Raw genomic sequence first — 22,501 nt, 5'->3', positions numbered from 1 at the left:
CGTTTCTATTTCTGGCTCAGATAATCGATGAGGTCGGCCATGGCCTCGCGCGCCTGCTCGGCCTCACCCTGATGAATGGCCTTGATGACCGTAACATGCAGGGAGATCGAGCGATCCATCCGTTCCGGATTGGCGGTCGAATACCAAAGACGGCGGGAATGGGTCTGGACCGGCCCCAATGCGGCGATCATGAAACTGTTCGGACAAGCGTCCTCAAGGATCTCGTCAAAGGCCTTGTCGGCGGCGAAGAAGCCCGCGAGATCGCCGCGGACGGCGCATTCCTCCATCGCCAGCGCGCAGGCGACAAGCCGTCCCCTCTGCTCCTCGTTGGCCGTATCTGCCACTAGAGCCGCAGCAACCGGCTCCAGCTTGCGGCGCACCTGCATGACATTGGCGTGGTCTTCAGCATGAATTTCAGCAATCTGCAGACCGACACGCGGCTTGACCAGTATCAGCCCCTGCCAGGCAAGCTTCTGGATTGCCTCCCGCACCGGCGTGCGGCCATGGCCAGCAAGATCGATAAGCTGCTTTTCGGTCACCAGCGCACCCGGTGCCAAAGCCAGCGTCACGATAGCGTGCTCCAGCGCCAGATAGGCGAGATGGCTTAGCGATTCCTGCATGCGGGCGAATCCGAGGCTGATATATCAATACTGGCACGGTTGAATGCCGAAGACAAGTTATCCTGATATATCAAAGCCATGCCGTGCGCGAGAGCATTCTCTCTACTCGTGGCGCAATGCCTCGATGGGATTGAGCTGGGCTGCGCGTCTCGCCGGAAAAAAGCCGAAAATCATGCCGATAGCCGCCGAGAAGACGAAGGCAATGAAGATGATGAGCGGACTGACTACGAAGGGTACATTGAGGAAGCTGACCGTACCGTAGGCAAGCGTCAGGCCGAGCATGATGCCCGCTATGCCGCCGAAGAGTGACAAGGCGACAGCCTCGACAAGGAATTGTGTCAGCACCTGGTTTTCAAGCGCGCCGATCGCAAGGCGGATACCGATCTCGCGGGTGCGCTCCGTCACCGATACCAGCATGATGTTCATGATGCCGATGCCGCCAACAAGCAAGCTGACGGCGGCGACCGCTCCAAGCAGACCCGTCAGCAGCGTAGTGGTTCCGGTCATGGCTTCGGCGATCTGCGTCATGTCATTGACGTTGAAATCGTCCTGACGGCCAGGAATGATCTTGCGGCGTTCACGCAGCAGGTTCTCGACATCGGCCTGCACCTTTGAGGTAGAGACGCCGTCTCGCGCCGAGATGAGGATCGTCGGCACATTGGAGGTGCCGCTGATGCGGCGCTGGAAGACCTTGACCGGCATGATGACGGCATCATCCTGGTCGTTGCCCATGCCGGACTGGCCGCGCTTTGCCAGGACGCCGATAACCGGGCAGGAAACCTTGCCGACACGGATCAGCTGGCCGGTCGGATCCGCAGCCCCGAAAAGCTGCTCGCGCACGGTCTCGCCGATGATGCAGCGCGACTGGCCGCGCTCTTCTGCCGGCGTGAAATTGCGGCCAAGCGCCAGATCCCAGTCCTGTGCGATGAAATAGTCGTTGGTCGTGCCATAGACCGTGGTTGAATGGTTCTGGCCGCCGAAAATGACGGTTGCCGTCGACTGGTTGGAGGGCGCAACCGCTCGGAGACCCGGAACCTGATCGCGGATCGCCTCGACATCCTTCAGCGTGAAGCGCCGCGCCTCGGAACTGGCACGGCCGGGTCCGAACTGACCGGGACGCACGAAGAGCATGTTGGTGCCGAGACGTGACAGCTCGGTCGAAACCTGCGCCGTCGTGCCGTTGCCGATCGTGACGAGCGCGATGACGGCGGCAACGCCGATGACCACGCCGAGTACGGTGAGGAAGGAGCGCAGCAAATTGCGGCTGATTGCGCGAAGCGCGAGCTTCAGCGTTTCAAAGAACATGTTCCGCCCTCCGCTGATGCTCTACTTCGGTTTCCAGCTTGCCGTCGACGAAACGCAACAAGCGCCCTGCATAGGCAGCAATATCAGGCTCGTGCGTGACCATGACGATGGTGATGCCCTGTTCGCGGTTCAGCCGCGTCATCAGGTCCATGATCTCGATGCTGGTCTTGGTATCGAGGTTGCCGGTCGGCTCATCGGCGAGCAGCAAGGCTGGCTCGGTGACGATAGCGCGGGCGATTGCCACACGCTGCTGCTGGCCGCCGGAGAGTTCCTGCGTCTTGTGATGTTCCCTGCCCGACAAGCCGACGAGGCCGAGCGCTTGCCTCGCCCGCTTGCGCCGCTCGCCGACCGCCATGCCGCGATAGATCAGCGGCAATTCGACATTCTCGACCGCCGAGGTGCGCGACAGCAGATTGAAACCCTGGAAGACGAAACCCAGCATATGCCGGCGCAGCAGCGTCAGCTGGCTGCGGTCAAAGCCGCCGGTCGAAATGCCCTGGAAAACATAGTCGCCTGAGGTCGGCACATCGAGGCAGCCGAGTATGTTCATCGCCGTCGACTTGCCGGAACCGGACGGTCCCATGATGGCGACAAATTCATGGGTGCGGATTGAAAGATCCACGTGGTCGAGCGCGCGGATTGCCGCAGCACCCTCGCCGTAAATCTTCGAGACCTGCCTGAATTCCAGAAGCGGCGGGCGTTCCATCATCGGCTCCCGTCAGTTCGTCCGCGTCGCGGTATCGGTGATGATCGCATCCTTTTCGGTAAGCTCGCCCGAGGTGACCTGCGTGAACTGGCCATCCGAGGAGCCAACCTGGATCACGACGGCTGCGGGATGGCCGTTGCGCAGCACCCAGACCCGGCGCTGCGTGCCGGTCAGTTTGGCATCACCGCCACCACCGCTGCGGAGCGGACGCGGCGGGCGGAACAGGCTGAAGATACCACGGCCGCCACGGCCTTCTGCCTGCGGCGGAGCGTAACGCAGGGCCGCGTTCGGGACCATCAGCGTGTCCTTTACGGCTTCCACGGTGATATCGGAGGTCGCCGTCATGCCGGGGCGCAGAAGCAAGTCGGCGTTATCGACCGAAAGCACCGCCTTGTAGGTGACGACATTGTTGACCACCTGAGAGGCAAAGCGGATCTGCTCGATGACGGCCGGGAAGGTGCGGTCGGGATAGGCGTCGACTGTGAACTTTGCCTTCTGGCCGACGGCGATCTGGCCGACATCGGCTTCGTCGACATCCACCTGCAGCTCCATCTTCTTGAGATCGCCGGCAATGGTGAAAAGCACGGGCGCCGACAGCGAGGCAGCAACGGTCGCACCCGGATCCACCGAGCGGGTCAGGATCACGCCATCGATCGGTGCGACGATCTTCGCCTTGCCAAGATTGACCTCGGCAAGCTGCAGGTCCGCCTCCGAGGCCAGGACCTCGGCCTCGTTGATATCCTTGGCGGCGACAGCCGAGTCATATTTATAGGTCGCGTCGTCAAGGCTCTGCTGCGTGGAGACGTTGCTCTTGACGAGGCTCTTCAGGCGGTCGAGCGAGGTCGCGGCCGATTGCATATCGGCATTCGCCTTGACCACATTTGCCTTTGCCGAGTTGAGCTTGGCGCGCGAGCTCTTGACGTCTGCCTCCAGCTTGTTCGTATCGAGTTCAGCCAGAATATCGCCTGCCTTCACTGCGCTGTTGTAGTCGACATTGACCTCACGCATCGTGCCCGACAATTCGCTCGATATATCGACTTGCTGGGTCGGCTGGACCGAACCTGTAGCAGTGACAAGCACTGTAAGATCGCCTCGCTTGACAGGCTGGGTCGTGTAGCTGATCTCGGAACGGCTGCGGCCCGTGTAGAAATAGGCTGCAGCGGCTGCGGCGAGGATTAGGAGCACCAGCGCGATCAGGCGTCCGCGCCAGCGCCGGCCCCTGCTCTGCCGGCCAGCGGCCAGCACGGCAGCAAGATCGGCGTTTGCGCCATTTTTGGAACCGGTCTCTTTACCAGCCTCCAGATTGTCCATGTCATCCTCGAAATATGCTTCGCCATGCCTGGCCTGTTCGCGCCAGAATAATCACAACGAACATGAACCCAACATTACCGATGCCCTGATGATGGTACGGAAATGCGGCTGAATTTCATGAAATATTCGTAAGGAAACAGCTGGATAGCGCGGCAAGTGCAAGCTGTTCCGCAGCAAGCCCGCGGGCTCGACGCCAATATTCCGGGTTCCGTCCGGTGCAGCGATTTCCGCGCCGCTTCAGCTTAATTAGAGCGATCCGCGGCACTGAAAAGACCGCGGCATCGCCCAGAGCCTAGCGTGAGGGAAGGATCGCAGCGCCGCCCGCAGCCTGAACCGCCAGGCTGCCCATGGCAATGCCTTCGCGCAGGCAGATATCGGCACTCGCGCCGCCAAGCCAGGCATGGATGAGCCCGGCATTGAAGGCATCCCCTGCTCCCGTCGTATCCACGACCTTGACGGTGGGAGCATTCTGATGGAGCCGGACGCTGGCGGCCGCGAAATAAGCACCGCCGGCGCCTGCTTTCAGCGCGACGGCCGGGAAGCGCTCGGCGAGCCTGTCGAGTGCTTCTGTCGGATCGGAACGTCCGGTAATCGCTATGGCTTCCTCGACATTGGGAAGGAAGAGATCAATGCCTTCGCAGCGATCGAGGAAATCCTGCTGGTAGATCAGGGCCTCATCCCAGCTCGGGTCGAGCGATACCGTAAGCCCGTTTTCCCTGGCTTTCGCAATCAAGTGGGGGATTTCCGCAAGGGTTGCGAATTCGGCGATGTGCAGGTGACGCGCCTCGCTCCAGGCAAGCGCCTCTTTGAGCGTTGCAGGTTCAGCGCTGCCAGCGCGGCGCGACAGAAAGGCGCGTTCCTCGCCATTGTTGATGGCGACGGTAACCTGCGGACCAGCGTCGACCGCCCGGTCGAGAAAGCGCAGATCGACCCCACTTGCCTGCAGTTCGCCCGCCAGACCGTTGGAAAGTCCGTCCGTTCCGAGGCGGGAGAGCAAGGCGGTCTTGCGGCCGATATGGGCGGAATAAGCGGCCATGATGAAAGCGCCGCCGCCTGCGGCAATGCGCAGGTCATCAGCAAAGAGCTCGCGCCCGAGAACGGGCATAGTCTCCAGACCTGTGAAAATCAGGTCGCAGTAGGTCCGGCCAATGCTGAGCACCGCCGATCGGATGTCACTGTCAGATGTCATTGGCGCCCGAGGGCCTTTTCCGTTTTTGCATCGAAAACATAGAGAGCACCTGACGTTGCATGGGCAGTCACCGCGCTTCCGACGGCCGGTATCACCTTACCGGGGGCCGTAGCAATCACCGATGTTCCGGCGACATCGAAATGCACCAGCGTTTCGGCGCCGAGCGGCTCGACGGCCGTCACCGTGCCCGAGAGCGACAGAACGCCGGCTTCCTCGCCAATGACAAGATCATGCGGGCGTACGCCGATCAGATGGGGACCGCCCTGCCCGATGCGCAGACCATCGGCTGCCGCCGTGCCCGGAAGCAGGTTCATCGACGGGCTGCCGATGAAGCGTGCGGTAAAGACATCGGCGGGGTTCTCGTAGATATCCATCGGCGTTCCCGCCTGCAGGATGTGGCCGTCCTTCATGACAACGATGCGGTCAGCCATGGTCATGGCCTCCACCTGATCGTGCGTGACATAGACGATTGTCGTGCCGAGCCGCTGGTGCAGGCGCTTGATCTCGATGCGCATCTGGGTGCGAAGCTGGGCGTCGAGATTCGACAGCGGCTCATCGAAGAGAAAGGCTGAGGGATTGCGGACCATGGCGCGGCCGATCGCGACGCGCTGGCGCTGGCCGCCTGACAGTGCTGCGGGGCGGCGAGCGAGATAATCGGTCAGGCCGAGGATCTGCGCCGTCTCGTCGATGCGCTTGTCTTTTTCCACCTGCGACAGCTTCGAGGTGTAAAGGCCGAAACCAATATTCTGGCGTACGCTCATATGCGGATAGATGGCGTAGTTCTGAAACACCATGGCGATATTGCGCTGTTTCGGCTCGCGTTCGTTGACCACCTCGCCGCCGATTTTCAGCGTGCCGCCGGATATGTCTTCCAGACCGGCGATCATGCGCAGCGTCGTGGATTTTCCGCAGCCGGACGGGCCGACGAAGACGACGAACTCGCCGTCGGCGATCGCAAGATCGATGCCGTGGACGACATCCAGCTTGCCGTAGCGTTTGACGAGCCCCTGCAGTTCGATATTTGCCATCAGGCGGCCCCCATCAATGCCGTGAATCTGGTTTGAAGTTCCTCGGCAGCGGCGGCTTCGCGCGCTGCGTTTTCCTGCGCATCTGCGGCGAATGCGGCAGCCTTTTCCTGGTAGGCTGCAAGCGCATCCGCCATCGGTGCCGGCGCGGGACCGCCGAAGCGCGCGCGGACGGCAACGAAATGTTCCGGCGAGACGATCTCGGCAAATTGTGCCTTGTCGATGCCGGGTTTGCGGCCGGCCAATTCCTCGAAAGCTACGAGGAAAGGCCCATAGCCATCGTCTGAAAGACCGCCGCCCTTGGCGACGACGGCGCGGGCGACCGTTGCGGCAATCTCATGCGCCTGCCGGAAGGACAATCCTTCGAGGCGGACCAGCGAATCCGCGAGTTCGGTGATGGTGATGCAGGAGCGGCGGATATTGTTCGCCACGCGCTCAGGATCGATGCTGATCTGCGCGACGAAGGCTGCCAGCAGGTCGAGCACGCGTCCGGCGGAATGGAAGGCCTCGTAGCCCATGCCCTGCGTTTCGCCTTCGCTGTCGTTCATGTCGGTGAAGGGCGTATTGTGCATGACGTCGAGCACGGTGCGGGCGCGACCAAAGGTCTGGCTTGCAAGATGGCGCATATGCTCGATCGGCACCGGATTGCGTTTCTGCGGCATGATCGAGGAGATCTGCACCAGCGCATTGGGAACATAGATCTGGCCCACTTCGAAGCTCGTCCAGAACTGGAAATCCTGGATCAGGCGGCCGAGATGCAGAAACATCAACTCGATCGCACTGTAGGTCGAGGTTGTGTAGTCGACCGCGGCGATGCAGCTGTAGGAATTGCGGAGCGGCGCGGCAAAGCCCAGCAGTTCGGCGACGCGGGCGCGATCGATCGGGAAGCCTGACGTGGTGATCGCTGCAGCACCCATGGGGCTCAGGTTGACGATCTCGCGCGCCTCGGCAAAGCGCTCGATATCGCGGATCAGCACTTCGATCGCCGCCGAAAGATAATGGCCGAAGGTTGTCGGCTGGGCCGGCTGCCCGTGCGTATAGGCAACGATCAACGTCTCCTTTTCCCAGTCGGCTGCCGCAATCATGGCATCGAGGAGCGTACGCGCCTTGACCATCAGAGCGTCGATGCGCTCCTTCAGGCCGAGCTTGAACAGCGTGTGGTCAATGTCGTTGCGCGAGCGCGCAGTGTGCAGGCGACCGGCGATATCGACGCCGATGCGGGCCTTCAACTCCTTCTCGATGAGGAAGAAGAAGTCTTCGACCTCGCCGGTATAGACGAGCTTTTGCGGGTTGATGTCGCGATCGATCGCTTCGAGTGCGGCGGCGATCTTGCCGGCCTGTTCGCGGTCGAGAATGCCGGTTTCAACCAGCATGACGAGATGGGCACGGTCGATGCGGCGGAAACCGTCGACATGATGCGTCTTGGCGCCATCGAAGAGCGGCTTCAGCACCGTTTCCTTGTAGACAGGGTCAGGAAAGACGCTCTTGTCGGCAAGGCGTGGATTGGTTTCGGTCATGTCTTATCCCTTCAGACCGGCCAGCATGACGCCGCGCACGATGTAGCGCTGCAGCACCAGGAAGACGAGCAGCGTCGGCAATGTCGCGAGTGCCGCACCGGTCATGATCATTTCCCATTGGATGGATTGCTCGACGGCAAAGCTCGAGAGGCCAACCGGCAGCGTATAGAGTTCGCGGCTGGTGGTGACGATCAGCGGCCAGAAGAAGGCCGTCCAGTTGCCGAGGAAGGTGAAGATGGCGAGCGCTGACAGCGCCGGTGTGACCAGCGGCATCGCCACCTTCCACCAGATCTGGAATTCGTTCAGGCCATCGATGCGGGCAGCCTCGAGGAAATCGTTCGGGACCGTCTCGAAGAACTGCTTCATCAGGAAGGTGCCGAAAGCGGTCATCATGCCCGGGAACATGATGCCCCAATAGCTGTCCAGCCAGCCGAGCTGTGCCGACATCAGATACCAGGGAATGACGAGCATTTCCGTCGGGATCATCAGCGTCGAGAGGATCGCCAGGAAGATCAGGTAACGGCCGCGGAATTCGAACTTGGCGAGCGTATAGCCGACAAGGCTGTCGAAGAAGACGTTCGAGAGCGTCACCGTGCAGGCAACGATCGTCGAGTTCAGGAACCAGCGCATGAAGCGACCGTCGGAGAGAACGGTGATGTAGTTCTGCAGCGTTGGCTCGGCCGGGATGAGACGCAGGTCGTAGACCTGGCCTGCCGTCTTCAGCGAGGTCGAGAACATGAAGAGCAGCGGCGAGACCATGATGAGGCCGCCGATGAAAAGCAGCGTCCACGTGATAATGGCGCCCGGGCGGATATTGGCTTTCGGCAAGGGTGCCGCGGTGTTCGTGGTCACGGCACTCATTTGCGTTCCCTCAGTATCCAGAGCTGCAGCAGGGAGACGCAGAGCAGGATTGCGAAGAGCACGACGGTCTGCGCAGCTGCATAACCCATGTTGTAGGATGAAAAGGCCGTCTGATAGATCATGAGAACCAGTGGCTTGGTCGATCCGAGCGGGCCACCGGGATCGTTGGTCGTCATGTTGTAGACCTGGTCGAAGATGCGCAGGAAGCCGATCGAAGAAAAGACGACGAGGAAGACGGTCGTCGGCTTCAGGAGCGGCAGCGTGATCTTCCAGAGGATCGGCCATTCGCCGAGACCGTCGATCTTCGCGGCCTCATAGAATGTGTTCGGGATGGCGCGAAGGCCGGCCATGAAGATGATGATCTGGAAGCCGAGGCCGGCCCAAATGGAGGTCACCATGATCGACGGCAGCGCCTGATCTACGGAGCGGATGAACTGCTGCTGCGGCAGGCCGATCATGCCGAGCACGTCGTTGATGACTCCGATCGGGGCCGGCTGATAGAACCAGCGCCAGACCCAGGCCATGGCGGCCGCCGTCGTCAGGAACGGCAGGAAATAGAGTGCGCGGATCAGGCCGTGCAGGAAACGCACGCGATCCAGAAAGAAGGCCACGACGAAAGAGATAATCAGGCTCAGCGGCGTGCCGATGATGAGATAGGTGAAAGTATTGCGGAAAACCTTCCAGAACTGCGGGTCGTTATAGAGCTTCACATAATTGGCGACGCCGATGAATTTCGGCGGTTTCATCAGATTCCAATTGGTGAACGACAGGTAGAAGGCCTGCAGCGTCGGATAAAAGCGGATCACGCAGTAAAACAGGATCGGCAGGGCCAGGAATGTCCAGACCCAGACAAGGCGTTTCTGGCGCATCGTCAGCCGATCCCAGAACGATCCGGCGGGACGGCTGATAGCCGCCCCTTCCGTATTCGCGGGTGCGGAGCTCATGGCCGTCCCTTATTTGCTCTTTGCGTTGTCGATGATTTCCTGCTCGGCGGTTGCGGCCTGAGCAAGGGAATCCTCGGGCGACTGGCCCTCAAGCAGAACGCGGTTGACCATATCGATGGCGTTCTGGCGCTGACCGGCTTCATCCACGAAGAGCGAAGTGTGCGAATAAGCGAGTGCCTTCAGGAACGGCGCATAGATCGGGTTCTTGAGGTTTTCGTCGGTGAGAGCAGCCTCGCGACGAGCCGGAAGTTCGCCAACCGTGCCGAGCCAGATCTTCATGGCTTCCGGCGAGGTGACGTAAGCGAGGAACTTCTTGGAGGCTTCAAGCTTTTCGCCGGAGACCTTGGCGCCGATGCCGTTGGCGAAATAGCTCGCATAGTTGGAGCGCACGCCGTCAGCGTTGGCGGGAAGCTCGGTGACGCCCCATTCGAAGTCCTTGATGCTGCCGAAGGAGCCGAGGCGGAAGGTGCCGTCGATCGTCATCGCCGCCTTGCCGCCGCGGAAGGCTGCCTGGCCCTCATCCATGAAGCCGGTCTGACCGACCTTCTTTTCAGTCTGCAGGCTGGTGTAGAATTTCAGCGCCTTGATGCCGGCATCGCTGTTGTAGGTGACCTTGGAATAGTCAGCAGTATAGGGCTCGCCGCCAAACTGGCGGATCAGTACCTCACGCCACCACTGGTGATCCTGGCCGCCCATATCGAGCGTCGTGCCTTCGACGGCAATGTTGCCGGCGGCGTCGCGCTTGACGGTCTTTTCGGCGGCGGCGACGAATTCATCGACCGTCTGCGGCGGCTTGTTCGGGTCTAGGCCTGCTTCCTGGAAGAGCTTCTTGTTGTAGAAGAGCGCCAGCGAGCGTACGGCGGTCGGCAGGCCGTAATAATCGTCGCCACGCTTCATCGCCGTCACGATCGGGAAGAAATCCTTCTCGATCTGGTCATGCGGGAAAGCGTCTGTCGGCAGCGGCTGCAGCAGGCCGCCGGCGATGAACTGGTCGAGCCAGCCATAGAAGAGCTGCATCACGTCAGGGCCGTTACCGGCGAGATTGGCGGCAACGACGCGTGTCTGGTAATCGGCATAGGGGAAGGTCGTCTGCTTGACGGTGATGTCGGGATTGGCCTTTTCGAAATTGGCGATCAGCTGGTCCATCGCCTTGACGCGCGTATCATAGACATACTGCCAATATTCGATTTCGACCGCCTGGGCGCTGTTGACCGCAACCATGCTGATGCCGGCAAACAGGCCAGCCAATAAGATTCCGCGACGCATAATCTATTCCTCCATTGCCCGAGCCGGCATCCTTCCGCTCGCGCTCATCTGGTTCCCCAGGGCATCCCGCACATCGGCAGCGCCCCGATTTGATTGGCTCGGAAAGATGGAACTGAGGCTCCTCTTCCTCGGCATCGCACTGCGACCCTTTCAGGCTGGTTCGTATGGGAGGCTTTGTCAATAAGATAATTTAGTTTAATTATTCTATTGCCCACTTCATGATATCGGCGCTATCCATACCGGCAGAGACGAGGGCGGAGAGATGACACGGCAATCCGGCAAGCAGCAGATCGCGATGGGCAAGAACCCCGAGCGCAGCCGCGACCACAATCGTCGTGTCGTGCTCGATGTCGTGCGCATGCATGGATCGCTCGGCCGCATGCATATCGCCAAGCTGACACACCTGACCGCGCAGGCCGTCGCCAACATCGTTGACGAACTCGTCGACGAACAGCTGCTGATGGAGATTGGCCGGCTGCGCTCCGGCCGCGGCCAGCCACCGATCCAGTTTGCCGTCAACCCTGACGGAGCGGTGACGATCGGCGTCGAAATCGCTGCCGACCATATTGTGACGACGGTGCTCGATCTCTCGGGAAAAGTCCGTTCCGAAACGATCATGCCGGTTGTGAATACCAACCCGGAACATATCGTTCCGCTTTTCGCGGGTGAAGTGAAGAAGGTGCGCAAGCGTTTCCCGTCGAAGCTTCTCGGCATCGGCGTGGTCATGCCCGGCCCTTTCGAAATCGAAGGCATGAGCTCGGTCGGCCCCACTACCCTGCCCGGCTGGAGCAGCATCAATCCGGCCGCGGTTCTGAGCGAAGCCAGCGGCGAGACCGTCATCGTCGAAAACGACGCGAATGCGGCGGCCGTCGGTGAAAGGCTGTTCGGTGCGGGCCGCGCTATCTCCAATTTCTGCATGATCTATTTCGGCGTCGGCGTCGGTCTCGGCCTCATCCACGACGGCGCGCCCTTCCGTGGAGCCTTCGGCAATGCCGGCGAAATCGGCCACGTCGTTGTCGCTCCGCGCGGCAAGCCCTGCCCTTGCGGCCAGCGCGGCTGCCTGGAGCGCTATGCCTCGCTGCATGCACTGAAGGAGAAGCTCGCAGAGGCCGGCTATGAGAATACCGATTTTGCGGCCATCGAAGTGCTGCACCGGGAGGGTAATCCCGTCGTGAAGGAGTGGGTCGCAGAGACTGCGGACTATCTTTCGCCGATGGTGGCAATGCTGGAAAACGTTCTCGACCCGGAGACCGTCATCCTCGGCGGCGCCCTGCCCGACGCCATTATCGATGATATCGTCGCGGCCATGCAGACGCTTCCAGTCTCGGTCGCCAGCCGGCGGACGCGCGCGCTGCCGCGCGTCATTCGCGGCCAGACCGGCCAGTTGACGGCCGCACTCGGTGCCGCTGCCCTGCCGCTCTTCGAAGCCGTCACCCCCAAACTCGACATATCACCGACCGCCGCCGATAACGCAGCTTGAGATGCGCCGCCGGTCTGCCCCAATGGAGGAACCATGCTGACCGACCGAGATCGTATTGAGAAACAGAAGCGCAGCCTTTCGCTCACGCGGCTGCACCGGGCACTCTCCCGCCTGACCTCGACCGTCACCATGATGAATACCGGCGCCCATCCCGATGATGAGCATAACGGCCTGCTCGCCTATCTGCGTCTCGGCCTCGGCATGCGCGTCGTCGTCGCCTGCTCGACCCGCGGCGAAGGCGGACAGAATGCACTTGGTCCGGAGCGGCTCGGCGCGCTCGGCATCCTGCGCAGTCGGGAAATGGAAGAGGCAGCCCGGGAACTCGACGCCGATATCCATTGGCTCGGCCACGGCCCCGAAGATCCAATCCACGATTTCGGCTTCTCGAAAAACGGCGACCGGACCTTCGACCGCTGGGGCGAAAAGCGGATCGTCGAGCGGCTGGTCCGTGCCTATCGCCAGGAACGTCCCGATATCGTGCTGCCGACCTTCCTCGACGTGCCGGGACAGCATGGACACCATCGTGCCATGACGCGGGCGGCGGAGACCGCCATCGGCCTTGCCGCCGATCCCGCCGCCTTTCCGGAACATTTCGAAGATGGCCTGACGCCGTGGCAGGTGGCAAAATTCTACCTGCCTGCGTGGTCGGGCGGCGGCGACACCTATGACGACGAAGTTCCGCCACCGGCCACGACATTGGCGCTCAGTGTCGCGAGTTTCGAGCCGATCAGCGGGGTCAGTTACGGTCATATCGGGGAGTGGTCGCGCTACTACCATGCCTCTCAGGGCATGGGCCGCTGGCGTGATATCGGCCACAATAGTTGGCCACTGCACTTAAAGCTCAGTGCCGAGGGAACTGTTGCAGAAAGCGCTATCCTCGATTCGCTTCCCTCGAGGCTGGCTGATCTCGCGCGCGAAACGGACTTGCCGCAGGGTGTCGTCGATGCGCTGATGCGAGCGGATGGCGCGATCGGCAAGGCGATCGAACGTTTTCCGGAACGATCCGCCATCGTGAACGCGTTGCTGCAAGCGGCGTGTGAGATCGAAAAGGCGCTCGAACAAGCACCCGAGGCATTCCGCAGTGCTCACGAGCATCGCCTGCGGCGAAAGCTTGTCGAAATCGATGCAGCCCTTTGCGAGGCCGAGCAGGTCTTCGTTCGCGCCGTTGCCGAGCCGGCCGAGCTTTCGCCTGGCGCGATCGGCACGCTCACTCTTCATCTCAGCGGCAATGCCGGCGCTGCAGTCGTCAATGCCGATGCAAGATTGCCTGATGGCATTTCGGCAAGCCTCAAAGAAACCTCCCCGCTGCGAATCGCCTATGAGCTGACGTCGACAGCGGACGCGCCGCTGACCCGGCAGTATCAGCCGGGATGGTCGAGCCTCGGCGGCAATGGCAATGCTTCCGTCGATATCAGGGCGCAGATCGGCGGCCGTTCGGTCACAGTGGCCGTCGATCTCGAAGAGCCGCTCGTTATCGCCCCACGGCACTCGCTGACCCTTCAGCCCAATGCCTTCATCATTCCGGTAGAAAGCGATGGGCGGAAGCTGACGATCAAGGCTCTATCAGCGGGGCATGTTGGCTTTTCCACGCCGCCCGGCTGGACAATCAGCCAGGCTGATGGCGCGACCACCCTTTCAGCTCCTGATGTCATAACACCTGGCCTCGTCACCATCACGCCGCTCGTGGACGGGCAACCGGCCATGCGCATCTCGCCGATCGCCTATCCGCATATCGGCCATACGAGCTTCCGCGAACCGGAACTGCTGCGGGTTCTGGCCCTCGACCTCAAACTGCCTGAAGGCGCCAAAATCGGCTATGTCGGCGGCGGCGCAGATCGCGTCGGCCTGTGGCTTGGTCGCATGGGGCTCGACGTCACCGAACTCGATGCTCAGGCTTTGTCAGGCGATCTTTCGCACTTCACGACCATCGTCGTCGGCATCTTCGCCTTCGGCATCCGCAAGGATCTCGCGGCCGCGACTGCCCGCCTGCATCGCTTCGTCGAAGAGGGCGGCCACCTGCTAACGCTTTATCATCGCCCTGTTGATGGCTGGCAGCCGGATGCGACGCCACCGAAACGAATCGACATCGGGTCGCCCTCGGTCCGCTGGCGTGTGACCGATCCGACGGCAGAGGTGACCGTGCTGGAGCCTGACCATCCGCTGCTGCGGGGTCCGAACAGAATCACATCGGCAGACTGGGATGGCTGGGACAAGGAGCGCGGCCTCTATTTTGCTGCCCGCTGGGACGACGCCTATGTGCCGCTGCTTGCCATGCATGACCCTGAAGAGCAGCCGCTCAAGGGTGCCTTGATATCAGCAGAGATCGGCAAGGGCCGGCATACACATACGAGCCTTGTGCTGCATCACCAGCTCGACAAGCTGACATCTGGCGCCTTTCGGCTGATTGCCAATCTCGTGCAGCCCGCCTGAGGCACGCGAGATGGATGGCCTTGCCACAGCCAGGGATAGCCGTTTCGGCATTCTCTGGCTGCTTTCCGATACGACACTGGTGACGGGCATGACGGTGCTGGTAAAGATGCAGGGCGCATCCTACCCGGCCATCCAGCTTGTCTTCATTCGCGCACTGATCGGACTGGTGCTTATTCTGCCGTTGATCTGGCGGCATCGCCGGCAGCTTGCCAATTCCAGAGATCCTTTGCGAAACATCATGCGCATCAGCTGCAATGCCGTCGCGCTGACAAGCAATTTCGTGGCGCTCACCATGCTGCCGCTGTTGCTCGTCAATGCGCTCGGCTTCACGCGGCCGCTCGTCTCCATGCTGATGGCAGTCGTCATGCTTGGCGAAAAGGTCAGCCGCTGGCGGTGGGTCGGCGCAGTATTTGCCTTTGTCGGCGTGCTCATCATGCTGGCGCCGGATACGTTCGCCTGGAATCTCGGGCTGATCGCGGTGCTGTTGTCGATCATCTTCGGGGCACTGGCGACGATCCAGACACGGATGCTGCATTATGAGAACACGACCGTCATGATGGTCTTCTATACGGCGGGCCTGACCCTCATCACCTTCATTCCCGCACTCTTCGTCTGGCAGCCCGTGCGCGGCGAAGACTGGCCTGCCCTGCTCGGAATCGGGCTTCTGGCACAGGTCGGGCAATTCTGTTTCCTCCGAGCCTATCAGATTGCGAGCGCCAGCCTGCTTGCGCCTTTCGGTTATCTGTCGATCGTCTTTGCGACGGCCAGCGGCTACATCTTCTTCGATGAAGTGCCCGATCTCCGCACATTCATCGGCATTGCCGTCATCATCGCAACCTTGCAGGCAGTCGCTTTTATGGAACGACGGCGGCGGTAGCGTCCCGCTCGGTCGATCGATCGTCCACACCAATCGGGGCGCCGGCAGAAAATGCTCGAATGTCTCGACGCTGCAATACCGCCCTCCGACGATGGCAAGCATCAAGAAATGTGCGCAATGCGTCCACAAGGAGATTTTTTCGGTTGACCGCGATAGGTCGCCTGCATATGTTCCGCGCACTTCCAGCCGGGGTGCTTCGCACTCGCGGAAAGGGAGAGCGTAGCTCAGCCGGTAGAGCAACTGACTTTTAATCAGTAGGTCTCGGGTTCGAACCCCGACGCTCTCACCATAGTCCTTTTGTTTCCCAACTGTACGCCGCGTGAGGGTGCTGGAAGTCAAATGCCGAAAACACCCAAAGAACCCAAACTCGAGCATTCCGACTTCTCCGGCGAATTCGAAGACGGCGGAGTGACCGTGCTGGTCGACATATATCGGCCGGCTGGCACCAATGGCGATTGGACGCTCGAGGTCATCTCACAGACGGAAGTCGTGACGACCTGGGAAGACAAGTTCGCGACAGATCTGGATGCTTGGGAAGAATTCCTGGCCACCGCAGAACGCGATGGCGTGCAGAGCTTTCTCGATGAGGATGAACCGCAGCTGCATTGACGGGATACTGCCAGGCACAATCCCGGCAGCTTGACGCCCCGACTCACTCACTCTCAATAGCTGCAGGAGCGTCCATCATTCGGCCTGAAACCGTCCCGGCAGGCAAGGTTCATCGAATCTCCAGGCACGTAGCCGGAGGCGGAGCCATAAGAATTCGGGGGCGTCGCGCATGCCGTCAGCACGGAAATGCCAATCAGCGCGCCAACTGCCACAAATGCCCGAAACCTGCTCATCAATATTTCTCCTCTTGGATTCTCTCGCGATAATCTATCACGCGGTCACAACAACGGAATGGCCTTATGCCGGAAAAGGCTTACAGCCCATTTCCACCTGACTGATTCGCGTGGCTATCCCTATTCGGAATCGCACGGCCCTCCAATCGCGGCCGCCTCGGCATTGCAACTTCTAGCTTTACGTTATTAGCAATGTATTAGCCATCATGGCGTCTAACAGACGTACGAACGGCCCGACGCCTTTGCGAGTCGGAGCATGATGCTGGGTACCGTCGATCGGCAGGATGCCGGATAGGCCTTCCTCTTCTTTGGTGACGAGACGATGACCAGTATCCTGACGAACACTTCGGCAATGGCAGCGCTAAAAACGTTGCGCAGCATCAACAAGCAACTGGCTGAAACGCAGCAACGCCTGGCGACCGGCTATCGTATCAACAAGGCCTCCGATAATCCGGCCTACTGGTCGATCGCCACGACAATGCGTTCCGATGACAAGGCGCTTTCCGCCGTTCAGGATGCGCTGGGTCTCGGCGCTGCCAAACTCGATACAGCCTATGCCGCAATGGACAGCGCCATCAGCGTTGTCGACGAGATCAAGGCCAAGATCGTCGCCGCAACCGAAAAGGGTGTGGACAAGGCCAAGATCCAGGACGAAATCAGCCAGCTTCAATCCCAGCTCCTCAGCATTGCCCAGTCTGCCTCCTTTGCCGGCGAAAACTGGCTTGTCGGCGGCAACAGCACGAAGAATGTCATCTCTTCCTTCGTTCGCGATGCAAGCAATGGTGTGAGCGTCAAGACGACCGATTACGCTCTCGACAGCTCCACGAGCGGGAACGTCCTTTTTGGCCTCAATACAAGTGGCATGATCGACACATCGTCCGGCCTGCTTGGTTCATCCATCGTCGGTTCGTATGGCGGCGTTTCGATCACCATGCCCTCGATTTTTTCAATCGACGTCACCAACATGAGCCTTGGCGATCTGCAGGTAGCGCTCCAGGGCGTGGACCTGACGATCGGCAAGATGACGGATGCCGCTTCCAAGCTCGGTTCGATGCAGAAACGAATCGACATGCAGCAGAACTTCGTCAGCGATCTCCGCGATTCGATCCAGTCCGGCATTGGCCGCCTCGTCGATGCCAATATGGAAGAAGAGGCAACCAGGCTTGCGGCGCTTCAAACGCAACAGCAGCTCGCCATTCAGGCGCTATCGATCGCAAATGCATCGACGCAGAACATACTGATCCTGTTCCGCCGTTAACAGGCAGGAGAGCACGCGGAAGGTCCGGCGCCAGCCTCGTATGGACGCAGACCGGACCTCCCGGCATTTGCAGTGGGGTGCCTGCAAATGCCGGGCAATACCACCAGTCACGTCTGAGTCGATCTACTCAGAGAGCCAATGATGGTTTGCGCGCGGTTAATATCCACGCGCCTTGTCTCATGTTGGGATAAATGGAGCATCCCGCATGGCCTGCGGCAATCTGGAGATCCGGCCTGCTATGTCCGCGCAAAAAGGTGATTGGCAATCGCCCCGCCACGGCGCTAGGAACATCGCTCAGACTGCCGCCGGAGAGAATGCGTGTCGATTGCCGATATTTCCCTTTGGAGCGCGCTGCTTGCCGGAGCGCTTTCCTTCCTGTCGCCTTGCGTGCTTCCGCTCGTTCCACCCTACCTTTGTTATATGGCGGGCATTTCGGTCGAGCAGTTCCGTGGCGGCGGCGCGGTTGCTGCCGGGCCGGACGTGCGGCGCGGCGTGCTTTTCTCGGCGCTTTTCTTCACCCTCGGCTTTGCGACCGTCTTCGTGGCGCTTGGCGCCGGTGCATCGACGATCGGCATGGTGCTGCGCCAGCACCTCGACCTGCTCGCCAAGATCGGCGGCCTGATCATCATCGTCATGGGATTGAATTTTCTGGGGCTTTTCCGAATCGGCCTTCTGGCGCGCGAGGCCCGCTTTCAGGGCAATGGCAAGCCGGCGACCCTGACAGGCGCCTATATCATGGGCCTTGCCTTCGCCTTCGGCTGGACGCCGTGCATCGGGCCGGTGCTCGGGGCGATCCTTGGGGTTGCGGCGTCGCGCGAAACGGTTGGCTCAGGTGCGGGTTTGCTCGCCGTCTATTCGCTCGGCCTTGCCGTGCCCTTCTGGATTGCCGCCGGCTTTTCAGGCGCCTTCATGCGCTTCCTGTCGCGCTTCCGCCGGCACCTTGGCACGGTGGAGAAGATCATGGGCGTCTTCCTCGTGCTGACCGGCCTCGCCTTTCTGCTCGGCTGGGTCAGCAACGTGGCGATCTGGTTTCAACAGAGCTTTCCGATCCTGATGCAAATCGGCTGAGCAAAGACGCTCTGGCCGATTGCAATGGAATTCAGGCTTTCTTCCGCTTCAATCGTTCCTTGATCGCATCCGGGATATCGCGGAAGCCGCGCCCCGGCTCGATGCCTTCGCGCATCACGATATTGCGCAAGGGCGGGATGGCCGACAGGACATGCAGTCCTGCGGCGCGCAGCACCTGCACCGGCAGGAAATCGGAAAGAAGCGAACGATTGAGGAGATCGACGCTTGCGGTGCGCGTCATGATGTCGGCACGACGCTTGCGGTCGAAGCTGCTGCCGGCGTCGGCGGCGACGGGCAATTCCGCGCGAGCAGAGAGGAGATCGCTCAGCGCCATGATATCACGAAGGCTGAGATTGAGGCCCTGCGCGCCGATCGGCGGGAAGACATGTGCTGCCTCGCCGACCAGTGCTACGCGGCCCTTGCCGAAACGATGCGCCATCATGCCTGACAGAGGCCAGATCTGCGCGCCTTCCTCGACAGTGACCTTGCCGAGTATGGATTGCATGCGCTCCTCCACGACATTGCCAAGCTCGGCCAGCGACAGCTCGATGCGGGCGGCGGCATCGGAGGGGTTCTGCACCCAGACGAGGCTGGAGCGATTGCCCGGCAGCGGCACCTGCGTGAAGGGGCCGTGCTCGGTGTGGAATTCCGTGGAGATATTCTGGTGCGGCAGCGTATGGGCGAAATTCAGCACCATGGCCGATTGCGGATAGGACCAGGTGCGGACGTCGATGCCGACCGTTTCCCTGAGCTTCGACTTGCGGCCATCGGCGCCGACGGCGAATTCGGCTACGATCTCTTCGCCGTCCGCGAGCGTGACCGTCACGGCTTCAGGAGCAACGCCGATCGTCTCGGCCATGCTGGTGAAACGGGTAATGTTGCCTTCCGCCGCAATCGCGGTTTCGAGCACATCCATCAGCGCCTTGTTCGGGAAGTTGTAGCCAAAGGCGTCGAGCCCTACTTCGGCAGAGCGGAACGTCGTGGTCGGAGCACGCAGCAGGCGGTTTGTGCCGTCGATGATGCGCATGCTGCTAAGAGGTGCGGCTGCCGGACGAAGCTTCTCCCAGAGTGTCAGCCGATCCAGGAAGCGAATCGACTGGTCCATCAGTGCCGTGGTACGGCGGTCCTCCTTGGGAGCGGGAGGAGCGACCAGCGCCACATTGCGACCGCCGCGCGCCAGGGCGACTGCGGCGATCATGCCGGCGAGACCGCCGCCGATCACCGCCACTTCGAATTTGCTCATGCTATCGTTCCGTCATCAAGAAGATGGCAGAACCGGCAGCCTCAGGCGGCCGGCTTTGCCTGACGGCGCCAACTATAGCCCTTGCCGGCTTCGGCGTCACGCACCGCCGGCTGATAATGATGCGGAATGGACGGCAGGCGCTTTTCCGACAGGCGGCGGATCGCCGTCTCGTTGGTGACCGCGAAACTGTCGATGCCGACGCGCAGCATCAGCGGCACCTGGTCGATCAGCACATCGCCGACCGCACGCAGCTCGTTGGTGTAACCGAGGCGCTGGCGAAGAAGCGACGCATGGCTGAAAGCGCGGCCATCGTTGAAGGCCGGAAATGCCACAGCCACGATCTCCAGGCGATACAGATAAGGCTCAAGCTTCAGCACGTCGTCAGCCGGCTTGATAACCACGCCGAGGCCAACATCGTTGCTTTCATCCGCCTTGGCGATCAGTTCGTCGAGCGTCAGCAGCGGCTTCTGGTCGCCTGATGCCTTGACCTCGTCGGTTTCGATCACCCACGGGTCGTTCTCGACAAAACCGGTTTCTCTCCAGATCTTCGTCATCATCCCCTCCTTATGCCGCTTCCTGAGCCGAACCGTAGAGCGCATCCTTGAAAGGCTGCGGACCGACGCGGCGATAGGCCGCTAGGAAGATTTCCGAGGGATCGAGGCGAAGGCCGAGATAGGTGTCGACGATCGTCTCTATGGCATCCGTCACCTTGTCCGGCTCGAAGCCGCGGCCGATGATTTCGCCGATCGAGGTATGCTCGTCGCCCGAACCGCCAAGCGTGATCTGGTAGAGTTCGGCACCCTTCTTTTCAACACCCAGAAGACCGATATGGCCGACATGGTGGTGGCCGCAGGCGTTGATGCAGCCGGAGATCTTGATCTTCAGCTCACCGATCTCGGCCTGACGGGCCGGATCGCCGAAGCGGCGGGAAATTTCCTGCGCAACCGGAATGGAGCGCGCATTTGCAAGTGCGCAATAGTCCAGCCCCGGACAGGCAATGATATCGGTGATCAGGCCGGCATTGGCTTCGGCGAGATCAATCGCAAAGAGGCCACGATAGACGGCTTCGAGATCAGCGAGCGCCACATGTGGCAGGATGAGGTTCTGCTCATGGCTGACGCGGATTTCGTCGAAGGCATATTCCTCGGCGATACCGGCAATGGCATCCATCTGCGAGTCGGAGGCGTCGCCCGGGATTCCGCCGATCGGCTTCAACGAGATCGTCACCATGCCGTAATCGGGGTTCTTGTGCGGCTGGACATTCTGCTGCACCCAGCGGGCAAAAGCCGGATCGGCCTTCTTCCAGCGGGCGAGGTTTTCCCAGCCTTCGGCACGCTGCGGCAGGGCCGGCGGCGCGAAATAGGCGGTGATGGCTTGAACGTCCCGTTCCGGCAGCTTCAGCTCGCTATCCTTCAACTGGGCGAATTCGACCTCGACCTGACGGGCGAGTTCTTCGGCGCCGGTCTCATGGACGAGGATCTTGATGCGGGCCTTGTACTTGTTGTCGCGGCGACCATGCAGGTTATACACGCGCATGACGGCGGTCGTGTAGGACAGCAGGTCCTCTTCCGGCAGGAAATCGCGGATCAGCTTGGCGACCATCGGCGTGCGGCCCTGCCCGCCACCGACGTAGACGGCGAAGCCGATCTCGCCCTTGTCGTTCTTTTTCAGATGCAGGCCGATATCGTGGACCTGGATGGCCGCGCGGTCGCGCTCGGCGCCTGTTACCGCAATCTTGAACTTGCGCGGCAGGAAGGAGAATTCCGGATGGACTGATGACCACTGGCGCAGGATTTCGGCATAGGGGCGCGGATCGGCGACTTCATCGGCGGCGGCACCGGCGAAGTGGTCGGCCGTCACGTTGCGGATGCAGTTGCCCGACGTCTGCATGGCGTGCATCTCGACCGTTGCGAGCTCGGCAAGAACGTCCGGCATGTCCGACAGCTTCGGCCAGTTGAACTGCAGGTTCTGGCGCGTGGTGAAATGGCCGTAGCCGCGGTCATAGGTGCGGGCGATATGTGCGAGCATGCGCATCTGGCGCGAGCTCAGCGTGCCGTAGGGAATGGCAATACGCAGCATGTAGGCATGAAGCTGCAGGTAAACGCCGTTCATCAGGCGCAGCGGCTTGAATGCGTCCTCGGCCAGTTCGCCCGAAAGGCGGCGCTGGACCTGATCGCGAAACTGCTCGACGCGCTCGGCGACAAAGGCGTGGTCAAATTCGTCGTAACGGTACATCGTCTTCCTCAGACTGCAATGAATTCGGGATCGGCCGGCTTGTAGCCGGGCGCATATTCCATGGTCGGGCCCTGGGCGCGGATACGTTCACGCAGGCGCAGCGGCCAGAGCTGGCCGTTGGTCTCCTGGACGTCGACGACGGCAACGTCGACGACCTTGTTGTCGGCGTAGGATTTCTTGCCGATCTCCTCAAGGGCAGCGACGGCTTCGGCATGGCGGGCAACGAGTGCCTCCTGCAACGAGGTCACCCACTCGCCGTTGGCGTTCAGCCAGACGGCGATGCCGTCGCCCAGGCGGTTGGCGGTCAGAACCTTGTCTACCATG

At 61.1% G+C, this 22,501-nt stretch carries 21 protein-coding genes and 1 tRNA gene; 7 read left to right on the top strand and 15 right to left on the bottom strand.

From position 1 onward, the window contains the following. Window positions 1-5 precede the first annotated feature (5 nt). The 10 genes from LVY75_18630 to LVY75_18585 all read right to left on the bottom strand — a co-directional run bounded on the left by LVY75_18630 (window position 6) and on the right by LVY75_18585 (window position 10,744). Entirely contained in the window at window positions 6-620 is a 615-nt protein-coding gene (locus LVY75_18630; GenBank protein XAZ25178.1) for a GntR family transcriptional regulator, read from the bottom strand. 102 nt (window positions 621-722) lie between these two features. Further along, window positions 723-1,925: an ABC transporter permease gene (locus tag LVY75_18625; protein XAZ25177.1), complete on the bottom strand. Its 1,203-nt coding sequence runs from the start codon at window positions 1,923-1,925 to the stop codon at window positions 723-725. Beyond that, entirely contained in the window at window positions 1,915-2,631 is a 717-nt protein-coding gene (locus tag LVY75_18620) for an ABC transporter ATP-binding protein (protein XAZ25754.1), read from the bottom strand. Before LVY75_18620 ends, LVY75_18625 begins: the two co-directional genes overlap by 11 nt. A 12-nt stretch (window positions 2,632-2,643) precedes the next feature. Next, a complete protein-coding gene (locus LVY75_18615; GenBank protein XAZ25176.1) occupies window positions 2,644-3,942 on the bottom strand; it encodes an efflux RND transporter periplasmic adaptor subunit in 1,299 nt (432 codons plus the stop codon). Window positions 3,943-4,234: 292 nt separating this feature from the next. Next, a complete protein-coding gene (locus LVY75_18610; protein ID XAZ25175.1) occupies window positions 4,235-5,131 on the bottom strand; it encodes a sugar kinase in 897 nt (298 codons plus the stop codon). Next, a complete protein-coding gene (ugpC, locus tag LVY75_18605) occupies window positions 5,128-6,159 on the bottom strand; it encodes a sn-glycerol-3-phosphate ABC transporter ATP-binding protein UgpC (protein ID XAZ25174.1) in 1,032 nt (343 codons plus the stop codon). Before ugpC ends, LVY75_18610 begins: the two co-directional genes overlap by 4 nt. Then, entirely contained in the window at window positions 6,159-7,673 is a 1,515-nt protein-coding gene (gene argH, locus LVY75_18600; GenBank protein XAZ25173.1) for an argininosuccinate lyase, read from the bottom strand. The genes ugpC and argH overlap by 1 nt, the downstream gene beginning before the upstream one ends. Window positions 7,674-7,676: 3 nt before the next feature. Next, on the bottom strand, window positions 7,677-8,534 hold the full coding sequence (locus LVY75_18595; GenBank protein XAZ25172.1) for a carbohydrate ABC transporter permease: 858 nt from the start codon (window positions 8,532-8,534) through the stop codon (window positions 7,677-7,679). After that, complete coding sequence (locus LVY75_18590) at window positions 8,531-9,478, bottom strand: sugar ABC transporter permease (GenBank protein XAZ25171.1); 948 nt, start codon at window positions 9,476-9,478, stop codon at window positions 8,531-8,533. Before LVY75_18590 ends, LVY75_18595 begins: the two co-directional genes overlap by 4 nt. A 9-nt stretch (window positions 9,479-9,487) precedes the next feature. Continuing rightward, window positions 9,488-10,744 (bottom strand): extracellular solute-binding protein, encoded by a 1,257-nt coding sequence (locus tag LVY75_18585; GenBank protein XAZ25170.1) that lies wholly within the window; start codon window positions 10,742-10,744, stop codon window positions 9,488-9,490. A gap of 262 nt (window positions 10,745-11,006) precedes the next feature. Here LVY75_18585 and LVY75_18580 point away from each other — a divergent pair, with 262 nt between their 5' ends. The 5 genes from LVY75_18580 (at window position 11,007) to LVY75_18560 (ending at window position 16,140) form a co-directional block, all read left to right on the top strand. Next, on the top strand, window positions 11,007-12,224 hold the full coding sequence (locus LVY75_18580; GenBank protein ID XAZ25169.1) for an ROK family protein: 1,218 nt from the start codon (window positions 11,007-11,009) through the stop codon (window positions 12,222-12,224). 33 nt (window positions 12,225-12,257) lie between these two features. Further along, window positions 12,258-14,654, top strand: coding sequence for a PIG-L family deacetylase (locus LVY75_18575; GenBank protein XAZ25168.1), 2,397 nt, complete (start codon window positions 12,258-12,260; stop codon window positions 14,652-14,654). Between the two features lie 10 nt (window positions 14,655-14,664). Then, window positions 14,665-15,531 (top strand): DMT family transporter, encoded by an 867-nt coding sequence (locus LVY75_18570; GenBank protein ID XAZ25167.1) that lies wholly within the window; start codon window positions 14,665-14,667, stop codon window positions 15,529-15,531. A gap of 213 nt (window positions 15,532-15,744) precedes the next feature. After that, window positions 15,745-15,820: transfer RNA gene (locus tag LVY75_18565), tRNA-Lys, on the top strand. A 50-nt stretch (window positions 15,821-15,870) separates the two neighbouring features. Next, window positions 15,871-16,140, top strand: coding sequence for a hypothetical protein (locus LVY75_18560; GenBank protein ID XAZ25166.1), 270 nt, complete (start codon window positions 15,871-15,873; stop codon window positions 16,138-16,140). A gap of 53 nt (window positions 16,141-16,193) precedes the next feature. Here the strand turns inward: LVY75_18560 and LVY75_18555 are convergent, their stop codons facing one another. Further along, the gene (locus tag LVY75_18555; GenBank protein ID XAZ25165.1) at window positions 16,194-16,373 is read right to left on the bottom strand and encodes a hypothetical protein; all 180 of its coding nucleotides are present in this window, start codon (window positions 16,371-16,373) and stop codon (window positions 16,194-16,196) included. Between the two features lie 322 nt (window positions 16,374-16,695). Here LVY75_18555 and LVY75_18550 point away from each other — a divergent pair, with 322 nt between their 5' ends. Both LVY75_18550 and LVY75_18545 read left to right on the top strand, forming a co-directional pair. Further along, window positions 16,696-17,631 carry a flagellin gene (locus LVY75_18550; protein XAZ25164.1) on the top strand — a complete coding sequence of 312 codons (936 nt, stop codon included), beginning with the start codon at window positions 16,696-16,698 and terminating at the stop codon, window positions 17,629-17,631. Window positions 17,632-17,949: 318 nt separating this feature from the next. Further along, window positions 17,950-18,699 (top strand): cytochrome c biogenesis CcdA family protein, encoded by a 750-nt coding sequence (locus tag LVY75_18545; protein ID XAZ25163.1) that lies wholly within the window; start codon window positions 17,950-17,952, stop codon window positions 18,697-18,699. Window positions 18,700-18,730: 31 nt separating this feature from the next. On the opposite strand, the gene LVY75_18540 is transcribed toward LVY75_18545, so the two are convergent. Genes LVY75_18540 through LVY75_18525 form a run of 4 tightly spaced genes read right to left on the bottom strand, consistent with a single transcriptional unit; the run spans window position 18,731 to window position 22,500 of the window. Then, window positions 18,731-19,942 (bottom strand): UbiH/UbiF family hydroxylase, encoded by a 1,212-nt coding sequence (locus LVY75_18540; GenBank protein XAZ25162.1) that lies wholly within the window; start codon window positions 19,940-19,942, stop codon window positions 18,731-18,733. 41 nt (window positions 19,943-19,983) lie between these two features. Further along, window positions 19,984-20,496 (bottom strand): DUF934 domain-containing protein, encoded by a 513-nt coding sequence (locus LVY75_18535; GenBank protein ID XAZ25753.1) that lies wholly within the window; start codon window positions 20,494-20,496, stop codon window positions 19,984-19,986. A gap of 10 nt (window positions 20,497-20,506) precedes the next feature. Next, window positions 20,507-22,177, bottom strand: coding sequence for a nitrite/sulfite reductase (locus LVY75_18530; protein XAZ25161.1), 1,671 nt, complete (start codon window positions 22,175-22,177; stop codon window positions 20,507-20,509). A gap of 8 nt (window positions 22,178-22,185) precedes the next feature. Beyond that, window positions 22,186-22,500 (bottom strand): DUF2849 domain-containing protein, encoded by a 315-nt coding sequence (locus LVY75_18525; GenBank protein XAZ25160.1) that lies wholly within the window; start codon window positions 22,498-22,500, stop codon window positions 22,186-22,188. Window position 22,501 lies beyond the last annotated feature (1 nt).

Origin of the sequence: Sinorhizobium sp. B11 (genome assembly GCA_039725955.1) — a bacterium.
Classification (GTDB): domain Bacteria; phylum Pseudomonadota; class Alphaproteobacteria; order Rhizobiales; family Rhizobiaceae; genus Rhizobium.
The sequence above is the reverse complement of the archived record's forward strand: the minus strand, read 5'-3'. Positions and strand labels throughout refer to the sequence as shown.